This is a genomic window from Elizabethkingia miricola (assembly GCF_001675285.1).
In the GTDB taxonomy this organism is placed as follows: Bacteria; Bacteroidota; Bacteroidia; order Flavobacteriales; family Weeksellaceae; genus Elizabethkingia; species Elizabethkingia miricola.
In genome coordinates, this window is sequence record NZ_LSGQ01000030.1 from 99,136 (window position 1) to 118,509 (window position 19,374).

General features: G+C 36.6%; 23 protein-coding genes. 8 read left to right on the forward strand and 15 right to left on the reverse strand.

Translation table 11 applies throughout. From position 1 onward, the window contains the following. Window positions 1-10: 10 nt before the first annotated feature. The 15 genes from rpsH to rplC all read right to left on the reverse strand — a co-directional run bounded on the left by rpsH (window position 11) and on the right by rplC (window position 6,916). Complete coding sequence (gene rpsH, locus ATE49_RS15025) at window positions 11-409, reverse strand: 30S ribosomal protein S8 (RefSeq protein ID WP_034871586.1); 399 nt, start codon at window positions 407-409, stop codon at window positions 11-13. Window positions 410-566: 157 nt separating this feature from the next. Then, window positions 567-836 carry a 30S ribosomal protein S14 gene (gene rpsN / locus ATE49_RS15030; protein ID WP_009087322.1) on the reverse strand — a complete coding sequence of 90 codons (270 nt, stop codon included), beginning with the start codon at window positions 834-836 and terminating at the stop codon, window positions 567-569. Window positions 837-839: 3 nt separating this feature from the next. Further along, window positions 840-1,391 (reverse strand): 50S ribosomal protein L5, encoded by a 552-nt coding sequence (rplE, locus tag ATE49_RS15035; RefSeq protein WP_059155898.1) that lies wholly within the window; start codon window positions 1,389-1,391, stop codon window positions 840-842. A 14-nt stretch (window positions 1,392-1,405) separates the two neighbouring features. Beyond that, window positions 1,406-1,726, reverse strand: coding sequence for a 50S ribosomal protein L24 (rplX, locus tag ATE49_RS15040; RefSeq protein WP_034871587.1), 321 nt, complete (start codon window positions 1,724-1,726; stop codon window positions 1,406-1,408). A gap of 20 nt (window positions 1,727-1,746) precedes the next feature. Then, window positions 1,747-2,115 carry a 50S ribosomal protein L14 gene (gene rplN, locus ATE49_RS15045; protein WP_009087327.1) on the reverse strand — a complete coding sequence of 123 codons (369 nt, stop codon included), beginning with the start codon at window positions 2,113-2,115 and terminating at the stop codon, window positions 1,747-1,749. Further along, window positions 2,115-2,369 (reverse strand): 30S ribosomal protein S17, encoded by a 255-nt coding sequence (rpsQ, locus tag ATE49_RS15050; protein WP_009087328.1) that lies wholly within the window; start codon window positions 2,367-2,369, stop codon window positions 2,115-2,117. The genes rplN and rpsQ overlap by 1 nt, the downstream gene beginning before the upstream one ends. Window positions 2,370-2,383: 14 nt before the next feature. Next, complete coding sequence (gene rpmC / locus ATE49_RS15055) at window positions 2,384-2,569, reverse strand: 50S ribosomal protein L29 (RefSeq protein WP_009087330.1); 186 nt, start codon at window positions 2,567-2,569, stop codon at window positions 2,384-2,386. Between the two features lie 15 nt (window positions 2,570-2,584). After that, a complete protein-coding gene (rplP, locus tag ATE49_RS15060; RefSeq protein WP_034871588.1) occupies window positions 2,585-3,010 on the reverse strand; it encodes a 50S ribosomal protein L16 in 426 nt (141 codons plus the stop codon). An 85-nt stretch (window positions 3,011-3,095) separates the two neighbouring features. Beyond that, on the reverse strand, window positions 3,096-3,824 hold the full coding sequence (gene rpsC / locus ATE49_RS15065) for a 30S ribosomal protein S3 (RefSeq protein WP_034871590.1): 729 nt from the start codon (window positions 3,822-3,824) through the stop codon (window positions 3,096-3,098). A 7-nt stretch (window positions 3,825-3,831) separates the two neighbouring features. Further along, window positions 3,832-4,236 carry a 50S ribosomal protein L22 gene (gene rplV / locus ATE49_RS15070; RefSeq protein ID WP_009094463.1) on the reverse strand — a complete coding sequence of 135 codons (405 nt, stop codon included), beginning with the start codon at window positions 4,234-4,236 and terminating at the stop codon, window positions 3,832-3,834. Window positions 4,237-4,247: 11 nt separating this feature from the next. After that, complete coding sequence (gene rpsS / locus ATE49_RS15075) at window positions 4,248-4,526, reverse strand: 30S ribosomal protein S19 (RefSeq protein ID WP_009087336.1); 279 nt, start codon at window positions 4,524-4,526, stop codon at window positions 4,248-4,250. A gap of 2 nt (window positions 4,527-4,528) precedes the next feature. Next, the gene (gene rplB / locus ATE49_RS15080) at window positions 4,529-5,350 is read right to left on the reverse strand and encodes a 50S ribosomal protein L2 (protein WP_034871592.1); all 822 of its coding nucleotides are present in this window, start codon (window positions 5,348-5,350) and stop codon (window positions 4,529-4,531) included. A 19-nt stretch (window positions 5,351-5,369) separates the two neighbouring features. Next, window positions 5,370-5,660, reverse strand: a complete 291-nt coding sequence (gene rplW, locus ATE49_RS15085; protein WP_034871593.1) for a 50S ribosomal protein L23 — start codon at window positions 5,658-5,660, stop codon at window positions 5,370-5,372. Window positions 5,661-5,669: 9 nt separating this feature from the next. Further along, a complete protein-coding gene (gene rplD, locus ATE49_RS15090) occupies window positions 5,670-6,299 on the reverse strand; it encodes a 50S ribosomal protein L4 (protein WP_009087341.1) in 630 nt (209 codons plus the stop codon). Beyond that, window positions 6,290-6,916 (reverse strand): 50S ribosomal protein L3, encoded by a 627-nt coding sequence (gene rplC, locus ATE49_RS15095; protein ID WP_034871595.1) that lies wholly within the window; start codon window positions 6,914-6,916, stop codon window positions 6,290-6,292. Before rplC ends, rplD begins: the two co-directional genes overlap by 10 nt. Window positions 6,917-7,197: 281 nt before the next feature. On the opposite strand from rplC, the gene ATE49_RS15105 reads away from it, so the two are divergent. From ATE49_RS15105 to ATE49_RS15140, 8 genes are all read left to right on the forward strand, one after another. Next, the gene (locus tag ATE49_RS15105; RefSeq protein ID WP_065082823.1) at window positions 7,198-8,481 is read left to right on the forward strand and encodes a DUF3472 domain-containing protein; all 1,284 of its coding nucleotides are present in this window, start codon (window positions 7,198-7,200) and stop codon (window positions 8,479-8,481) included. 122 nt (window positions 8,482-8,603) lie between these two features. Next, window positions 8,604-9,533, forward strand: a complete 930-nt coding sequence (locus ATE49_RS15110) for a DUF3078 domain-containing protein (protein ID WP_059325859.1) — start codon at window positions 8,604-8,606, stop codon at window positions 9,531-9,533. 256 nt (window positions 9,534-9,789) lie between these two features. Continuing rightward, window positions 9,790-10,476, forward strand: coding sequence for a hypothetical protein (locus ATE49_RS15115; protein WP_065082824.1), 687 nt, complete (start codon window positions 9,790-9,792; stop codon window positions 10,474-10,476). 322 nt (window positions 10,477-10,798) lie between these two features. After that, on the forward strand, window positions 10,799-12,268 hold the full coding sequence (locus ATE49_RS15120) for an ankyrin repeat domain-containing protein (RefSeq protein ID WP_065082825.1): 1,470 nt from the start codon (window positions 10,799-10,801) through the stop codon (window positions 12,266-12,268). A gap of 72 nt (window positions 12,269-12,340) precedes the next feature. Next, entirely contained in the window at window positions 12,341-12,823 is a 483-nt protein-coding gene (locus ATE49_RS15125; RefSeq protein WP_059346146.1) for a DUF2271 domain-containing protein, read from the forward strand. 15 nt (window positions 12,824-12,838) lie between these two features. Further along, window positions 12,839-15,034, forward strand: a complete 2,196-nt coding sequence (locus tag ATE49_RS15130) for a PepSY domain-containing protein (RefSeq protein WP_065082826.1) — start codon at window positions 12,839-12,841, stop codon at window positions 15,032-15,034. A 5-nt stretch (window positions 15,035-15,039) separates the two neighbouring features. Continuing rightward, window positions 15,040-16,011: an FAD:protein FMN transferase gene (locus tag ATE49_RS15135; RefSeq protein WP_179124256.1), complete on the forward strand. Its 972-nt coding sequence runs from the start codon at window positions 15,040-15,042 to the stop codon at window positions 16,009-16,011. Between the two features lie 149 nt (window positions 16,012-16,160). After that, window positions 16,161-19,292, forward strand: a complete 3,132-nt coding sequence (locus ATE49_RS15140; RefSeq protein WP_260256190.1) for a glycoside hydrolase family 2 TIM barrel-domain containing protein — start codon at window positions 16,161-16,163, stop codon at window positions 19,290-19,292. Window positions 19,293-19,374: the final 82 nt, after the last annotated feature.

Sequence of the window (19,374 nt, forward strand, 5' to 3'; positions counted from 1 at the left end):
TAATTAAAAATTAATAAACATAGCAAATTACTTCCCCTCCTACTTTCTCTTGTCTTGCTTTTTTATCTGTCATTACTCCTTTAGAAGTAGAGATAATAGCAATACCAAGTCCGTTCAATACTCTTGGAAGTTCCTCAGAACCTTTGTATTGTCTTAGACCTGGACGAGAAGCTCTCTGAATAGACTTGATAGCAGGTTTGTTAGTTTGCTTATCGTATTTTAAAGCGATCTTGATATTCCCTTGAACAGCGCTATCTTCAAACTTGAAGTTTAAAATATAACCTTGGTCAAAAAGGATTTTAGTGATCTCTTTTTTGATTTTCGATGCAGGAATTTCCACCACTTTGTGGCCTGCGCTTTGTGCGTTCCTTACTCTTGTTAGGAAATCTGAAATTGGATCTGTTACCATTTCTTTGTTTTAAATTATTGGTTAATAACTGCTAGTTTTGACTTTCGACGTCAGATTTCAGATGTCAGATTTCAGACAAATGGTATGTCTGCAATCTGACATCGTCCATCTTATATCTTGTAAAGCCAACTTGGCAATCTCGATTAGTTAATAATAATTACCAACTTGCTTTTTTAACTCCAGGGATAAGGCCTTGGTTAGCCATTTCTCTGAAAGTTACTCTGGAGATACCAAAAGTTCTCATGTAACCTCTTGGTCTTCCTGTAAGTTTACATCTGTTGTGTAGTCTTACCGGAGAAGCATTTTTAGGTAATTTTTGTAATGCTTCGTAATCACCAGCTTCTTTTAAAGCTTGTCTTTTAGCAGCATATTTAGCTACTAAAGCTTCTCTTTTGCGCTCACGCGCTTTCATTGATTCTTTAGCCATTTCTTAGTTCTTTTTGAAAGGTAAACCGAAGTGAGTTAAAAGCGCTTTAGCTTCTTTATCTGTAGCAGCAGATGTTACGAAAGTAATATCCATACCTTGGATTTTTTTCACTTTGTCAATCACGATCTCTGGGAAGATGATTTGTTCAGTGATACCCAAGTTGTAGTTACCTCTACCATCAAAACCGTCAGCTTTAATTCCGTTGAAATCTCTGATACGAGGTAGTGCAGAAGAAGTAAGTCTATCTAAGAATTCATACATCATGTCTGCTCTTAGTGTTACTCTTGCTCCGATTGGCATACCTTTTCTTAATTTGAATGAAGCCTCATCCTTTTTAGAAATGGTTCCAACTGCTTTTTGACCAGTGATTGCGGTTAGCTCTTCTACAGCGTAGTCAACAATTTTCTTGTCAGCTGTCGCTGCTCCTAAACCTTGGCTCACTACAATTTTAAGTAATTTAGGTACCTGCATAACAGATTTGTACCCAAACTCTTCCATCATTGCAGGAACAATTTTCTCTTTATATAATTTTTTAGGTCTTACTATGTATTCCATGTTCTGTCTAAATATTATAAAGTTTCACCGGATTTCTTAGCAATTCTTACCTTCTTGTCACCCTCGATCTTGTAACCAACTTTAGTTGCTTTACCAGTTTTAGGGTCAACAATCGCTAGGTTAGAAATGTGGATAGAAGCTTCTCTTTCCACGATTCCTCCCTGAGGATTCTGTGCAGATGGTTTAACGTGTTTTTTAACGATGTTAAGACCTGCTACTACGGCTCTGTTCTTATCTTTGATAATTTCGATAACCTCTCCTACTTTACCTTTAATTTCTTTACGGCCTGTAGTTACGATTACATTATCTCCTCTTTTGATTTTTAACTTTGTCATTTTCTGTAAAATTTTAAAAATTAAAGAACTTCAGGAGCTAATGAAATTACCTTCATATATTCTTTATCTCTCAATTCACGAGCTACTGGCCCGAAAACACGAGTACCTCTCATTTCTCCTGCAGCGTTTAGTAATACACAAGCGTTGTCTTCGAAAGAGATGTAAGATCCATCTTTTCTTCTAACAGCTTTCTTAGTTCTTACTACTACTGCTTTAGATACTTGTCCTTTTTTAGCATTTCCTGATGGTGTAGAATCTTTGATAGTTACTACGATCTTATCACCAACTGAAGCATATCTTCTTCTGGTACCTCCCAGAACTCTGATTACTAGTACTTCTTTAGCACCAGTGTTATCAGCTACTTTTAATCTTGATTCTGTTTGTAACATTACTTAGCTTTTTCAATGATTCTTACTAATCTCCATCTCTTGCTCTTGCTTAAAGGTCTAGTTTCTTGGATTAAAACTGTATCGCCTTCGTTGCATTCGTTATTCTCGTCGTGAGCAGTATATTTTTTCGTCTTTAAAACGAATTTTCCATACATCGGGTGTTTCATTCTCATTGTTTCACTAACAACAATGGTTTTTTCCATTTTATTGCTGGAAACAACTCCGATTCTTTCTTTTCTTAAATTTCTTTCCATTGTAAGATGAAATATTATTGTTTGTTAGTTAATTCAGTTTGAAGTCTTGCGATGTTTCTTCTTAAATCTCTAATCTGAATTGGATTTTCGATAGGGCTAATTTTATGAGCCAATTTCATTTTGGTATAGTTAGCCTGAGCTTCTGCCAATTGGCTTTTTAGCTCCTCTGCGCTTAAATTTTTGATGTCAGCGTTTTTCATAATTCTTTAATTAGATTAAGAAGGTTGAACAAAATCGTTAGCAACTACGAACTTAGTTGTCACAGGTAATTTCTGAGCAGCTAATCTAAGAGCTTCTTTAGCGATATCGTAAGGAACTCCACCGATTTCGAACATGATTTTACCTGGTTTTACTACAGCTACCCAATATTCCACAGCACCTTTACCTTTACCCATCCTTACTTCGGCTGGTTTCTTAGTAATTGGCTTATCCGGGAAGATTTTGATCCATAGTTGACCTTCTCTTTTCATATATCTGGTTGCAGCAATACGCGCAGCTTCGATCTGTCTAGCAGTAATCCAAGCTCCTTCCATTGCTTTTACACCAAAAGTACCGTATGCAAGTTGACTACCTCTGTGAGCGTCACCTTTCATTTTCATCTTATGAACTTTACGGAACTTCGTTCTTCTTGGTTGTAACATAATTTAAATTTTAGATTTTAGATTTTAGATTTTGGATTTTAAAAAAGTAACGGTAATTTAAAATTTAATGGTCTAAAATTTTTAATTATTTTTTATCTCTTGAAGGTCTTCTGTTTTCTCTGTCGCCTCTGTTACCTCCACCTGAAGGTCCTTTCTTAGGTTGACCAACTAATGGAGATAATTCTCTCTTACCGTAAACTTCACCTTTCATGATCCAAACTTTAACACCTAGTCTACCATAAGTAGTGTGTGCTTCAGCCCAGTGGTAGTCAATATCTGCACGGAATGTAGATAATGGAATTCTACCCTCTTTGAAAGACTCGCTTCTCGCCATTTCAGCACCGTTCAATCTACCAGAGATTTGAACTTTGATACCTTCAGCTCCCATTCTCATTGTAGAAGAAATAGCCATTTTCACAGCTCTTCTATAAGAAATACGGTTTTCGATTTGCTTAGAGATGCTCTCTGCTACCAAGATAGCATCTAGCTCAGGTCTCTTAATTTCGAAGATGTTGATTTGAATATCTTTCTTCGTAATTTTCTTAAGCTCTTCTTTTAATTTATCTACTTCCTGACCTCCCTTACCAATGATAAGACCTGGTCTTGCAGTAGTGATAGTTACAGTAACTAATTTAAGAGTTCTCTCGATATAAATTCTAGAGATACCTCCTTTTGCTAATCTTGCCTCAAGGTATCTTCTGATTTTATAATCTTCAGCGATTTTATCACCAAAATCTTTACCTCCAAACCAGTTAGAATCCCATCCTCTGATGATCCCTAATCTGTTACCTATTGGATTTGTCTTTTGTCCCATACCTTGATTATTGATTATCTGTTTTGTTACCTAAAATTAAAGTTACGTGGTTAGATCTCTTACGAATTCTGTAACCTCTTCCTTGCGGAGCTGGACGTAATCTCTTTAATTGTCTTGCGCTATCAACGAAAATCTCTTTTACAAAAAGATTTGCTTCTTCAATATCCTGCCCTTCGTTTTTCACTTGCCAGTTAGCAATTGCAGAAAGAAGTAATTTCTCTAACTTGTTAGAAGCTTCTTTCTTAGAATATTTAAGGATATATAAAGCTTTATCTACTTGCTCACCTCTGATGATGTCAGCAACTAATCTCATTTTTCTAGGAGATGAAGGGCAATCGTTTAATGATGCCTTTACAACGTCCATATTTGCAGCTTTTCTTGCTAAAGCACTATCTTGTTTTCTTTTTCCCATGATTTCTGCTCTTATCTGCTTCCTTTGTTTTTATTACCACCGTGGCCTCTGAATGAGCGTGTTGGTGAAAACTCTCCTAATTTGTGTCCTACCATGTTCTCAGTAACATAAACAGGGATAAATTGTTTCCCGTTGTGTACTGCGATAGTTTGACCTACCATGTCTGGAGAAATCATAGATGCTCTAGACCAAGTTTTAATTACAGTCTTTTTATTAGACTCTATATTTGCCTGAACTTTCTTCTCTAATGTATGATGAATGAAAGGCCCTTTCTTAAGTGATCTTGCCATAATTATTTTCTTTTAGATACGATGTAACGGTTAGACACTTTGTTTTTCTTTCTGGTCTTGTAACCTTTAGCCGGCATACCGTTTCTAGATCTTGGGTGACCACCTGAAGAACGTCCTTCACCACCACCCATTGGGTGATCTACTGGGTTCATTACTACAGCTCTAGTTCTAGGTCTTCTACCTAACCATCTGCTTCTACCCGCTTTACCAGATACGGTAAGTTGGTGGTCAGAGTTAGATACAGATCCGATCATCGCCATACATTCCACTAAGATCATTCTTGATTCCCCTGAAGGTAATTTAATGATAGCATATTTACCATCTCTGGAAGTCAATTGTGCAGAAGATCCTGCGCTTCTAGCTAAGATAGCTCCTTGACCAGGACGCATTTCTACGCAAGAGATAACAGTACCTAAAGGAATGTTTTTCAACTTCATTGCATTTCCAACTTCTGGAGCAACGTTCTCACCAGATACTACTTTCTGATCTACTTTAATACCATTCGGAGCAACGATATATCTCTTTTCTCCGTCTGTGTACTCTAATAGAGCGATAAATGCAGTTCTGTTTGGATCGTACTCTACAGATTTTACCGTAGCTTCAACGTCGAATTTGTTTCTCTTGAAGTCGATAACTCTGTACTTTTTCTTGTGTCCACCGCCAGTGTAACGCATGGTCATTTTACCTGTGTTGTTACGTCCACCTGACTTTTTAATACCAACTGTTAGAGATTTCTCTGGTTTGTTGGTAGTAATTTCCTCAAAATTGTTTACAATTCTGAATCTCTGTCCTGGGGTGATAGGTTTTAATTTTCTAACAGACATTACTATTATTTATAATTAATTAATTCGTTGCGAAAATATCGATAGTTTCACCTTCTACTAACTGAACTAAAGCTTTCTTCAGTTTGTTGGTTTTACCTACCTGTAATCCTTTTTTAGTGTATTTAGAAGAAACTTTAGGCGCATAAATCATTGTGCGTACGTCTGCTACTTTTACACCATATGCTTCTTCGATAGCTAGTTTAACTTGGATTTTATTAGCCTTAGTATCTACTAAGAATGTATAAAGCCCACTAAGATCAGCTTGTGAAGTTGCTTTCTCTGATATAATTGGTTTAATAATTACTGACATAGCTCTTGATTATTTCTTTAAGTTTTCCTGAAATTTTTCTACAGCACCTTCTAAGAATACAATCTCACCAGCATTTACTAAGTCGTAAGAACTAATTTCGTTATAGTTCAATACTCTAGTTTTAGGTAAGTTTCTTGAAGATAAATAAACATTCTTGTTAGCTTCAGGAATGATAAATAACGACTTTTTACCGTTTAATTCTAAAGCATTCAACAAGTTGATGAATTCTTTAGTTTTAGGAGCGTCGAAACTTAAATTCTCTAAAACTTTAATGCTGTTATCTCTCATTTTCTGAGAAAGAACAGATTTCTTAGCTAATCTTTTGATAGCTTTATTTAACTTGAAACGGTAGTCTCTTGGTTTTGGACCGAATACTCTACCCCCTCCTTTGAAAGTTGGAGATTTAATATCACCATAACGTGCAGAACCAGATCCTTTTTGCTTCTTAAGTTTTCTTGTAGAAGCAGTAATTTCGCTTCTTTCTTTTGATTTATGAGTACCTTGTCTTTGTGCAGCAAGATATTGCTTAACCTCTAAGTAAACCGCGTGTTGGTTAGGCTCGATTCCGAATACTGTTTCGTCGAACGCTACTGTTCTTCCGGTTTCTTTTCCTGATGTATTTAATACTACTAGTTCCATTTTCTGATAATTACATAAGAATTTTTAGCCCCCGGAATAGCACCTTTTACTACTAAAAGATTTTGCTCTTCATCTACTTTTAACACCTGAAGGTTTTGTACAGTTACCTGCTTACCTCCCATTCTTCCAGCCATACGCATACCCTTGAATACTCTTGAAGGGTCAGATCCAGCACCGATAGAACCCGGAGCTCTTAATCTGTTATGCTGACCGTGTGAAGCCTGCATTACACCACCAAAGTTGTGTCTTTTAACAACACCCTGGAAGCCTTTACCTTTAGACGTACCTGTTACGTCTACATACTCTCCTTCTGCAAATAAATTTACAGTTACTTCTTCTCCTACTTTTACTTCATCAACGAATTCTCTGTAGAATTCAACCAACTTAGCTTTAGGAGTTGAACCAGCCTTTTTAAAATGACCAGCTAACGCTTTAGAAACGTTCTTCTCACTCTTGTCATCGAAACCTAACTGAACAGATTTGTATCCGTCCTTTTCAATGGTTCTGACCTGTAAAACCGAACATGGACCAGCTTGAATAACTGTACAAGGAATATTTTTTCCTTCTTCGTTAAACAAAGATGTCATTCCGATTTTTTTACCGATAATACCTGACATTATTAAATTATATATCTATTATTTTGTTTAAAACTCAACATTTTAGAGGGTTTAGTTATGTACTATGTTTGAAATAGGCATACTTCTTCCCTAAAATGAGTGTGCAAATGTAGGAATATTTTTCCAATCTGCAAATAAATTTTAAAAGAAATTGTTTGATTTTTTGCGAGTTATAAATTTTAACACCCAAAAGTTTCAACTCGTTTTTTACATGCTCAAAAAAATAATATTGAAAGAAAACTTCAGGAATTATTCTTAACATTGTAAAAACTATAACAATCATGATAACAAAACTTACCCAATTAATCATTTCGGGCTGTTTGCTCCATGCAGGATTAACTTCTGCGCAAACATTAGAGATTCCCCTGGCCGGAAATGCATTCATCACACAAAAAGCTCCTGATGCCACAACGACAATCTCAAGAGAGGGATTAACCAAATGGAATAGTACAGGAAGTATCGCAAGCACCTATTTCAGAGTAGACCGCCCCGGACAAATCATATTAGGCATTAAAGCCAAATCCGGAACATCTGACAACAGTACTTTAAAAGTAAGTCTTAATGGTATTTCAAAAAATGTAACAGTCAACTCTTCTGGCTTTTCAGACTACAGCGTAGGTACATTTAATATCAGCAAACCTGGGTATATAAAGGTAGATATCCAAGGTATTACGAAAAACAATAATACATTTGGTGAAATTTCGAACATCACCGCCACAGGAGATGCTGTTTCCGGCAAAACTATATTCAGCAATGACCCTGCTTATTACTATTGGTCGCGAAGAGGCCCTTCCTGCCATTTAGGATATACCCTACCCACTAACGAAGACATCAGCTATTTTTATAACGAAGTAACTATCCCGAAAGGCGAAGATAAAATTGGTTCTTATTTTATGGCTAATGGTTTTGGCGAAGGTTATTTTGGAATGCAGGTGAACTCTGAGAACGAAAGAAGAATTCTTTTCTCTGTATGGAGCCCTTTCAAAACAGACAATCCAAAAGAAATACCGGATGATCATAAAATAACATTAAATAAAGTTGGACAGCAAGTAAAGACAGGAGAATTTGGAAACGAAGGCTCCGGAGGACAGAGCTATATGAAGTATAACTGGAGTGCGGGCAAGATTTATAAATTCCTACTCAAGGGTCAGCCAGACAGCAAAGGAAATACAGATTACACAGCATGGTTCTTTGCCCCTGAAAGTAAAGAATGGAAACTTGTTGCAAGCTGGAAAAGACCACAAACCAATACTTATCTGAAGGGCTTCTATAGCTTTGTAGAAAACTTTAATCCCGAAAATGGCTATATGCACCGCAAAGCAGAATTCCATAATCAATGGGTAAGAACAGCTTCAGGAAAATGGCTGCCGGTATCCTCAGCCAAATTTACAGTAGACGCTACTTATAAAGCTCAGCAGCGTATAGATGCTATGGGTGGAACAAATGGAAAATCCTTCTTCCTTGCCAATGGTGGATTCTTCAATACAATTATTACTCCTGGTACGCTGTTCTCTGTACAGACACCTAAACAGTCACCCGTAATCGATTTTGAAAAACTTCCATAGAAATTCAGAAATCAGTTTTCAACATCAATAGATAACAATTCAAATATTGTATTTGGTAAACTTCAGCAGTCAACAGGTTTATTAAAAGATTAATATATTTATCGCTTCAAATCTTAACTATTATGAAAAATAATTTATTGTTGGCTGCAGCTATTTGTTTAGGAGCTACAGCTCTTAGTGCTCAGGAAAAAACCGCTGAAGCACCAAAAAACGATACTGTAAAGGCATGGTCTGTTACCGGACAAAACACTTTATTGCTAAATCAAGCTGCTTTCTCCAACTGGGTTGGTGGTGGCGCCAATAATGTTGGATGGATTGCCGGGGTCAACTACAACTTCACTTATGAGAAAGGTAAAGATCTTTGGGAAAACAATGTGATCCTAGGATACGGGCAAAATAATACCAAAGGAACCGGAAACCGAAAAACACAAGACATCCTAAACCTTAATACCAACTATGGCCGTGAATTTGCTAAAAACTGGTACATCTCCGGAGGTATAGGTTTTCAGTCACAATTTGCTGCCGGATATGAAAATGGAAATGATCCGAGTGCAAAAAAGATTTCCAACTTCATGGCACCAGGTTACCTTAATATAGGTGCAGGTGTTACTTACAGACCTAACGACAATTTTACTATGACTTTGCGTCCTGCAAATGGCCGTTGGACTTTTGTAACTGATAAAGATCTTCAAAAGGCAGGAAATTACGGATTGAAGAACGACGGAGATTCTTCTCTTTTCCAGTTCGGATTCCTGGGTACTGCAACTTATAAAGTGAAGCTAATGGAAAACATTACCTTAATTAACACTGCTTCTGTATTCTCTAATTATCTTGACCATCCGGACAGATTGGTTTTAGGCTATGGTGGAATTCTAAATTTGAAGGTCAACAAATATATTTCTGCTAATGTTACTCTGGATCTGTTATATGACCACAACCAGATACAGAAAACTCAGCTGAAGCAAACTCTTGGTGTTGGTTTAGCCTATAATATAGACAATGGTGTAAAGCGCAGTGAAAACAAACGCAACCAGGAATGGCAGAAAAAATAATCATCTGATTATTTACTTAAAACATAAAAAAGAAAAGCTCCTACTTTGTAAGGAGCTTTTTCTCTTTTATAAACATCATACCTATATATTATAGAACCCTATATATTATAGAACTATCTAAAGATTTGTAATTTGTTATAATACTTACTAAACTATAAAATAACATGGATTAAAAACCCCTGTTATCGGGGATATATTTTACTTATAATATTAAATACTTTTGTTTTATTATTTGAACAACTTCAATAAAACGATTATGAAAATTAAATTCATCTTAACTCTTGTTTGTACTTTAATCATACAACTCTTTATTGCACAAACTGAAGTTAAAAAGCCCGAAGAAGCATTCGGGTTGTATTTTGGTGCATTTCTAAAAAATGATGAAGGCATTCAAAAAGCATTAAACGATTATATGCGTCCAACCGTCGAAGGACAAGACATGTATAATTTCCATAATGATCTTAAAGACCAAATGAAAGAAAACATAGTTAAGTCATATGTCTCTATGCTTTCCAAGGCTACAGCACAAGCCAACAAAGCAGAAATTGAAGCCTTCTTTGATATATTGATAGCGAATTTTAGAAATTCAAAATACAAGATCAAAAGTGTAAATCTCGTAGATAACGAATATCAGGAAGGTGAAAAAATAGCTGAATTGGTTTATGATGTTACATTTAAAATCCCTGAAAAATCCGTACAGGAAGAACTTAAGGATGCTTCATTTATCAATAAACCATTGAAAGGTTTAAAACCTGAGGAATTAAAAAAGATATTGACAGTCTCACTTCAAAACCTAAAAAATGCGACAAAAGAAATCACGACAGAACAGACTTTCAGTCTTTACACCTTAAATCAGGATAATAAAATTTATTACAACAACGGTAATCCAAGCGAAATTGTAACAAATCTCACAGACTTCTATTTTGATAATGTCAAATTCTAAGCACTAAAATTGCCCCATTGAATTTCACGCTGTAAAAGATCAAATTATTATAAAAATCATTTCTTCAAATGTATCACTTATAATAGCCACAACTTTATCACACGATTAGTGGTTAAAAATAACTACTGCCCAATATTGTCCTTACTTTCAAAAGTAAGGATTTTTACTTTATACAACTTCTGTATTATATTATGCTACTGAACAAATAAATCATTGTATCTGGATTTAATATGAAGAAATTCATAGTAAAAAGCTTTCTCCAGTCAAAATGAAGTAGTACTTTTGCGCAATACAATATTTAGAATAAATAAAAATAATAAAAATGAAAAAGATACTTTACTCATCTTTATTTCTGTTTTCTTTATTTTTCAATGCTCAGCAAAATACTCTACTGAATGCAGACTTCTGGAAATCTAAACCAGATGTGGAAAAGGTAAAAGCAGAAATCTCTAAAGGAAATAATCCTACAGAATTCAACGGATCAACATTCGATCCGGTTGCCTTAGCCATCAATAATGGAGCTCCATTAAGTACTATTAAATTCCTTACAGAACAGAAAGGAAATTCCGTAGATAAATTGACTCATGACGGAAGGCTTTATCTTCACTGGGCAGCAATGACCGGAAACAAAGAGGTTATTGAATATTTTATTTCTAAGGGATCTGACGTAAACAAATTAGATACAAAAGGACTTACACCACTTTCTTTTGCAGCATATTTTGGATTAGACAATCCGGAAATATATGATATGTTCTTTAAGGCGGGTGTTAATCCGAAACATAAATATAAAGATGGTGCAAACATTCTTTTACTGGCAATCGGAAACGATAAGGATGGTTCTTTAGTAAAACTTTTCACATCAAAAGGATTGGCATTAACTGATACTGATGATAAAGGTTATACTGCTTTCGATTATGCAACAAGCTTTGGAAACCTAGACCTATTGAAGTCTTTGAAAGCTAAAAATATTAAAGCTAATGATATTGCTTTGATTAATGCTGCACAAGGAACAAGAAAACAGGTGAATGGTATCGATCTATACAAATATCTTATTGAAGATGTAAAACTAAAACCTACAGCAATGAGTGCAGATGGTTCTACAGCTTTACAAATTGTTGCAAGAAAACCTAACCAGACCGAGATCATCAATTACCTTATTGGAAAGGGAGCAGATGCTAATAAAGCAGATAACGAAGGAAACAATGCATTGATGGCAGCAGCTTCCGGTAAAGATCTTAATAATGTAAAAGCTATTCTTCCGAAGGTTAAGAATATTAATGCTGTAAATGCAAATGGTGAATCTGCACTAACACATGCAGTAAGATATGGCTCCCCTGAGATTGTAGCTTACTTATTGGATAACAAAGCCGATGTAAAAGTTGCAGACATTAAAGGAAATAATCTTGCCTACTATCTAGTACAATCTTACAGACCTGGTCCAAAAGATGAGTTTACTGAAAAGTTGGGATTACTGAAAGCTAAAGGTTTCGATGTTACTACTCCACAAAAAGATGGCACTACCCTTCTTCACCTTGCAGTAGCCAAAAGTAATCTGGATCTTCTGAAGAAACTGGCTCCGCTGAATATAGATGTTAATGCAGTAGACAAAGAACAGATGACTGCTTTGCACAAAGCGGCACTTATTGCTAAGGATGATACAATTCTAAAGTATCTTGTATCTTTGGGAGCTAAAAAGGATCTGAAAACCGAGTTTGAAGAAACTGCTTACAATCTGGCTTCTGAAAATGAAACGTTGAAAGGTAACAAGGTAGCATTAGACTTTTTAAAATAATCTGTAAAGATATAGGCTATTTAAAAACTATAGCAGACTAAACAGATCATTAAACAATAATAAAATAAACAGATGAAATCATTTTTCAAAATACAGCTGGTAGGAATCCTGACTTTACTTTGTGCAGGCTTTGCTACAGCGCAGGTATCCAAATATAAATGTATGCTTCAGATGGTAAACTACACCGGAGAGAAAGCTTACATAGTAGTATCATTAATCAACCCTAAAGGACAATATGAAAAAACCCTTTATATGATGGGGCCAGACAAAAAATGGTATGATACACTAAAGGAGTGGCACAAGTCACAAGGAAAAAGCAATGTAAAGCTTAATGCCATTACCGGAGCATCTGTTGCTGGTGGTGACAGAAGTATTACCACTTTTGCAATAGAAGATAAATTCCTAAATAAAGGATACAAAATTCGTTTCGAGTCAGCAGTAGAAGATCAGAAATATTATGTAAGCGACATAGAAATTCCATTAACTTCTGCAGAAGTTACAGCTAAAGCTGAAGGTAAAGGATACATTAGATATGTTAAACTAAATAAGTTATAATAAAGAAATCCAAAGATGACATTATCTATTTGGAGGTATGCACACTTAGCCTTAGCTATTCTTACATTTTCTTTTTTAATCGTAGCCTCCTCTACAGGAGTAATATTAGCTTACGATGCAGCTCAGGAAAAAGTGCAACCTTATCGGGTGGATGATTTCAGCGAAATAAATCTTGCGCAATCCCTACCGGAATTGCGCAAAGTTTTTCCGGAAATCACCGAAATTACTGTAGACCAAAATCAGTTTGTTACCCTGGAAGGCTTCGATCAGGACGGAAAGGAGGTTCAAGCTTATATTAATCCCAAAACCGGAAAGATCCTGGGCAAACCTGTTGAGAAAGGTGAATTCATCAATTGGGTAACATCTCTTCACCGTTCCCTGTTTTTAAAAGAAACCGGGCGTTTTACTGTAGGTGTAATTTCTTTTCTTTTAATGCTGATCAGTATTTCCGGATCAATCCTAATTATAAAAAGACAACAGGGTGTAAAGCACTTTTTTGACAAGATCAAGAAAGATTTCTTTTCACAGTATTTTCATGTTGTATCTGGAAGACTTCTCCTTATTCCTGTTTTAGTTATTGCCATCACCGGAACTTATCTGTTCATGATCCGTTTCGAGTTTATCCCTAAAGGAAAAAATGAGAATGTCGTTATTAAAAAGAGCAATGATGAGTCTGAAAAGAAATTGGCAGATTTCCCAATCTTTAAGGAAACTAAGTTCAGTAGTGTCAAGAAAATAGAATTTCCGTTTATCGAAGACGAACCTGAAGAATACTTTGTTCTAAAGCTTAAAGACCGCGAGATTTCAGTAAATCAGATCAACGGTAATATTGTTAAAGAAGAAAAATATCCTCTAACTACTATTTACGACAACCTCAGCCTTAGTCTGCATACAGGTCGTGGCAGTGTTACATGGGCTATTATCCTGGGACTGGCTTCTCTTAATATTCTCATGTTTATTTATTCCGGTTTTGTTATTACTTTTAAAAGAACAAGGAATAAAATCAGAAACAAATATAAAGCAGAAGATGCGGAGATTGTTATTCTGGTAGGTTCGGAAAATGGTTCTACTTTAGGCTTTGCAAGCCATATCCATTCGCAATTTAATTCGGCTGGCAAGAAATCCTTCCTTACTGAGCTAAATCAATACAAAGCTTTTCCAAAAGCACAGCATATACTGGTATTTACTTCAACCTATGGTTTGGGGGATGCTCCAACCAATGCTAAGCATTTTAAAAGCCTCCTGGCCAAATTTCCGCAAAACCAAAAAGTAAAATATTCTGTCGTAGGCTTTGGATCCAAGGCTTATGAAGACTTCTGCGGTTATGCTATTGAAATAGATCAGCTTCTGAGTGAACAAAATTGGGCTGAACCACAATTAGCACTACATACCGTTAATGATCGTTCTACAATTGAATTTGCAGAATGGGCCAAGCAATGGAGTTATGAAACAATGATTGCTTTAGCATCCGCCCCTTCATTATACAACCAGAAGACACCTCCTCTGAAACCGATGAAGGTAGTTGGTAAAAGTGAGATTGTGGAAGAAGTAACAACGTTCAAAATACTTCTGAAACCTGGACGTACGCTAAGTTTTAAATCTGGTGACCTTTTAGCGATCTATCCGGATAATGATCATAAAGAACGCTTCTATTCTATAGGAAAAGTAGACGGTGCTATACAGCTTGTTGTAAAGCTTTATGAAAACGGATTAGGTTCCGGCTTCCTTTACAAACTGAAAGAAGGTCAGGAAATAAAAGCCCGCATTGTTAAAAACTCTGAATTCCATTTACCTAAGAAGGCAAACAAAGTGGCTATGATTGCTAACGGAACCGGAATTGCTCCTTTTCTGGGAATGATTGAGGAAAACTCTAAAGAAACGGAAGCCCACCTTTACTGTGGATTCCGCAGATCCAGCAAGCTCACCAAAAGCTATGAAGACTTTGCTGCAGAAAACATACAGAAAGGTAAACTGGCTAAACTAAATCTTGCTTATTCAAGAGAAAAGCAGTCTCAGTATGTTATGGATCTTGTAAAAAGAGATTCTGCATTCTTTATGGACTTGCTAGCCCAAGGCGGATATATCATGATTTGTGGTGCATTAAAAATGCAGCATGATCTGGAAGATCTTCTGAGAGACTTGTGTGCACAACAAAATAAAAATTACGAAGATTATAAAGCCAACGGACAAATATTGACCGATTGTTATTAAACCACATGAACAGAACTGATCTCTTTATCAGAATTACATTACTACTTTGTACTATCAGTATCTCTGCACAAGTACAGAGGAGCAGACTCGTTACTTTAATGGGCAGTAGGTTTCAGATAACCCTGGTAGATAAAGATTCTATTTCTGCAGAACGGAATATTGATAAAGCTATAGCTGAAATTACCAGAATCGAGAATCTTATTTCCGAATGGAGACCCGAAACACAAATTTCTCAGGTAAACCAAAATGCAGGAATAAAACCGATAAAAGTAGATAAGGAAGTATTTGACCTGACAAAAAAAGGTTTATACTTTTCTAAACTTACAGACGGAGCTTTCGATATCAGTATTGTTGCTATGGACAAAATCTGGAAATTCGATGATTCTATGAATGAGCTTCCAAGTGAACAGGCTATTAAAGAATCGGTAAGAAATGTTGGCTATCAGAATATAATACTCGATAGTACCAACTCTACTATTTTTTTGAAAAACCCCGGAATGAAAATAGGTTTCGGTTCTATTGGCAAAGGCTATGCTGCGGATAAAACCCGGGATCTGATGAAAAGTATGGGGGTAAAAGCAGGAATTATTGATGCTTCCGGAGATATCTCAACATGGGGAAACCAACCCGACGGGAAGCCATGGGCTATAGGAATCAACAACCCATTCAATGATCATAAAATGGCAGCTATTCTTTATTTCAAAGAAAATGCTGTAACAACTTCCGGCAGTTATGAGAAGTATGCAGAAATTCACGGGAAACGCTATTCTCATATTATGAACCCTAAAACCGGATATCCATCTACCGGCCTTACAAGCGTAACGATTACCGGACCTAATGCAACTATGGCCAATGGCTTCAGCACTTCTGTCATGGTATTAGGAGAAAAAGACGGCTTAAAACTCTTAAAACCGTTTCCGGAATATCATTATCTTCTAATTACTGACAAAGGAAAGATTATTAAGAATATCAAATAAAACAAAACGAGCCGGAAAATATTCCGGCTCGTTTTTGTTAATCTCTTGGGTATTCATATAGTTTATAAACAAGAATAATTATAATTCATTATCTTAGAGGTCATTATCTGCTTATAAACAGATATACACAAGCATAAACTAATACCAAGATGATCAAACACAAAACATTTTATTGCTGTGTAGCAATGCTATTTGGAGCATTGCTGTATAGTCAGGAAGCTTCCGAATCTTACATGTCGGATCCTACAGTCAACGCTGTGAATAGGGAACCTATGCGCGCCAGCTATTTCGCTTACTCTTCAGCAAATGAGGCCAGAGAAAACAATCCCTGGAAAGTGTCCAACTATCAGTCTCTTAATGGTGCCTGGAAATTTAATTGGGCAGATGCTCCTGCCAAAAAACCAAAAGGCTTCTGGAAAACAGATTATAATGACAGTCAGTGGCAAAGTCTGAATATTCCGGCAGTATGGGAACTCAATGGCTATGGAACTCCTATTTATGTCAATCAGCGCTACGAGTTCGACTACCTTATGAAGCCTAATCCACCATATGTTCCTCAGAATTATAATCCCGTAGGATCTTATCGCAGGGAGATTGTGGTAGATAAGAACTGGGATGGTAAAGATATTTATATTCAGTTCGGAGCTGTACGTTCCTGTATGTATCTATGGGTAAACGGACAATGGGTTGGCTACAGTGAAGACAGTAAGCTTCCTGCGGAATTCAATATTACCAAATACGTCAAACCTGGGCAGAAAAACGTCATTGCTTTTCAGTTATACCGTTGGAGCGATGGTACGTATATGGAATGTCAGGATATGTGGAGACTTTCGGGTGTTACCCGCGATACCTGGCTTTATGCGCGCGAACCTGTCCACATCAGAGATTTACAAATTACCGGGGATTTGGACAAAAGCTATAAAAATGGCATTTTAAATGTTGATCTAAATCTTTCTAATCATAAAAATATACCACTAAAGGGCTATTCTGCCAGTATAGAATTAAAAGACCAGCAAGGTAAAACTGTCGGGACAACAAAAATTCCGGTGGATAATCCCAGTGCACTTAAAAATATAAGAATACCTGTTAACCGTCCGGAACTTTGGTCAGCCGAGATTCCGAATCTGTATACAGTATTGGTTTCACTGCAAGACGCTTCCGGAAAGGTGCTGGAAGCTATCCCACAGAAAACAGGATTCCGTAAAGTAGAAATCATAAACGGAGTTTTACTCATCAATGGAAAAGCACCTTTAATAAAAGGAGTAAACCGACATGAAATGGATCCTGAAACAGGCTATGTTGTCTCGAAAGAACGAATGGAGCAGGACATCCGGATTATGAAGGAGAACAACATCAATACAGTACGTACCAGCCATTATCCCAACGATCCTTATTGGTACGAGTTGTGTGACCGCTATGGAATGTATGTAATAGATGAAGCCAATCTGGAAACTCACGGGATGGGCTATGGAGAAGAAACACTGGCCAAGAAACCAGAGTGGTATAACCAACACCTGGAAAGAAACCAGCGTATGGTAGAACGGGATAAAAACCATCCATCTGTAATCATTTGGTCTCTGGGTAATGAAGCCGGTATGGGTGAAAACTTTGAAAAAGCTTATCATTGGGTTAAAAACAGAGATGCTTCCCGTCCGGTACAATACGAACGTGCCAATATGGGTGCTACAGATATCTATTGCCCTATGTATGTATCCCCTGAAGACATGGTGCATCATGTAAAGGAAACTAAATCTCCAAAACCTTTTATACAAACAGAATATGCACATGCTATGGGGAATTCTCTTGGGGGATTCAAAGACTATTGGGATACCATCCGTGCTAATTACCCTAAAATGCAGGGTGGCAATATCTGGGATTTTGTAGATCAGGCCTTTCTGAAGATCACACCTAAGGGTGATTCCATTTATACATATGGCGGAGACTATGGTTTCAATATGCCTAGTGACAATAACTTCAACAGTAACGGGCTTATTGCTGCTGACCGCAGTCTGCATCCACACATGCTAGAAGTAAAGAAACTATACCAGAGTATTCACACTACAAATACTGATGCAGCTAAAGGAAAAGTAAAAATATTTAACGAGTTCCTTTTCAGAGATCTCAGCGATGTATATATGCAATGGGAAGTAATGGCGGATGGTAAGCCTATAAAAACAGGTCGTATTAATGACCTAAGAGTAAATCCTCTACAAAGCACTAGCCTTACTCTTCCTTATACTATTCCTTCGGATGATAAAGAATATTTCCTGAATGTATATTATAAAACCAAGAAGAAAGACGGACTTGTTGATGCCGATTGGGAAATTGCCAAAGATCAGATTCTCATCAAATCACCACAGCCAGACAATAAAATGACTTCGGATTCTCAAACCGGAGCTTTGCAACTAAAGAACAATCCTGATAATATCACTCTATCCGGAAATGGTATTTCAATTCTGTTTGATCGTAAAGACGGATTGATACATCATTATATCATTAATGGTACTGACTTCATGGAGAAAGGATTTGCCCTGAAACCAAATTTCTGGCGACCACCTACAGACAATGACTTCGGAGCCGGACTTCAGCAAAAGTTGCAAAATTGGAAGCGTGCCAGCTATGAATATGAATTAACGTCCCTTCTTTCGGAAAATGAGGGCAAGACTACTAAAATAACAGCAACCTACAACCTGCCTTATGTAAATGCAGTATTGAATATTGTATACAGAATTACTGATTCTGGCCAAATAGATGTTACTCAGACAATGAAACATCAGGAACTAACTGCCAAAATACCTATGTTTCCTAAATTCGGTATGCAGCTGGTACTTCCTGAATCTTATAAACAAGTCAACTGGTACGGCCGTGGTCCGGGTGAAAATTATCAGGACAGAAAAGAAAGTACATTTATAGGACTCTATCAAAGTACAGTGAAAGATCAGGTTCATCCGTATGTAAGACCGCAAGAGAGTGGTAACAAGTCGGATGTCCGTTGGTTCACACTGACATCTTCTAACGGAACAGGCCTTAAATTTAGCAGTGAAGCTTCTCTCAATTTTACAGCAAGGCCGTTCTTAGACGGAGACCTTGATGATGGTATTGCAAAGAAACAATCTCATTCAGGATCATTAATACCAAGACCATATACAGTACTGAGCATAGATTTGCAGCAAATGGGCTTAGGATGTATAGATAGCTGGGGCGCTCTACCCATGGAAGCCTATCGACTAAATTATCAGGATTATAATTATCAGTTTACCATAACTCCTGTAAAGCAATAAATAGTTTATTCATAATAATAATAAAGGCGGTCTGTATAAGACCGCCTTCTTTTTTATCCGGTTTTCTCATTTATGATAAACT